This window comes from Sphingobium sp. UBA5915 (genome assembly GCF_002431195.1).
Classification (GTDB): domain Bacteria; phylum Pseudomonadota; class Alphaproteobacteria; order Sphingomonadales; family Sphingomonadaceae; genus Sphingobium; species Sphingobium soli.
The window spans coordinates 23,644-23,888 of sequence record NZ_DJDV01000125.1; the positions used below are offsets into that span (position 1 = coordinate 23,644).

At 60.8% G+C, this 245-nt stretch carries 1 pseudogene; it reads right to left on the minus strand.

Annotation, left to right across the window (positions count from 1 at the left end):
- A pseudogene (locus tag B2V90_RS22530) lies at positions 1-245 on the minus strand (cysteine--tRNA ligase); the annotation flags it as partial.

Here is a 245-nt window from a genome sequence, read left to right on the forward strand (position 1 = left end):
CGAAATCCTTGTTCGCGCGCGCAGCTGCGCGGCGTTCCAATTCTGTCTCGACCTGATCAGCCGTCAGCTGCGCGTCCTTGGGACGCATCCTCAAGTCGGCACGCGTCAGGCTCAATAGATTGAGGCCCAGTGCCTGGTCGAACGCCGCGATCAGGCACAGTTTTTCATCCGCCGGGACCTTCTTCATACCGATCGCGTCTTCCAACAGCGGCAGCGCGCGCGGCGTCATGAGATCATCGCTGATT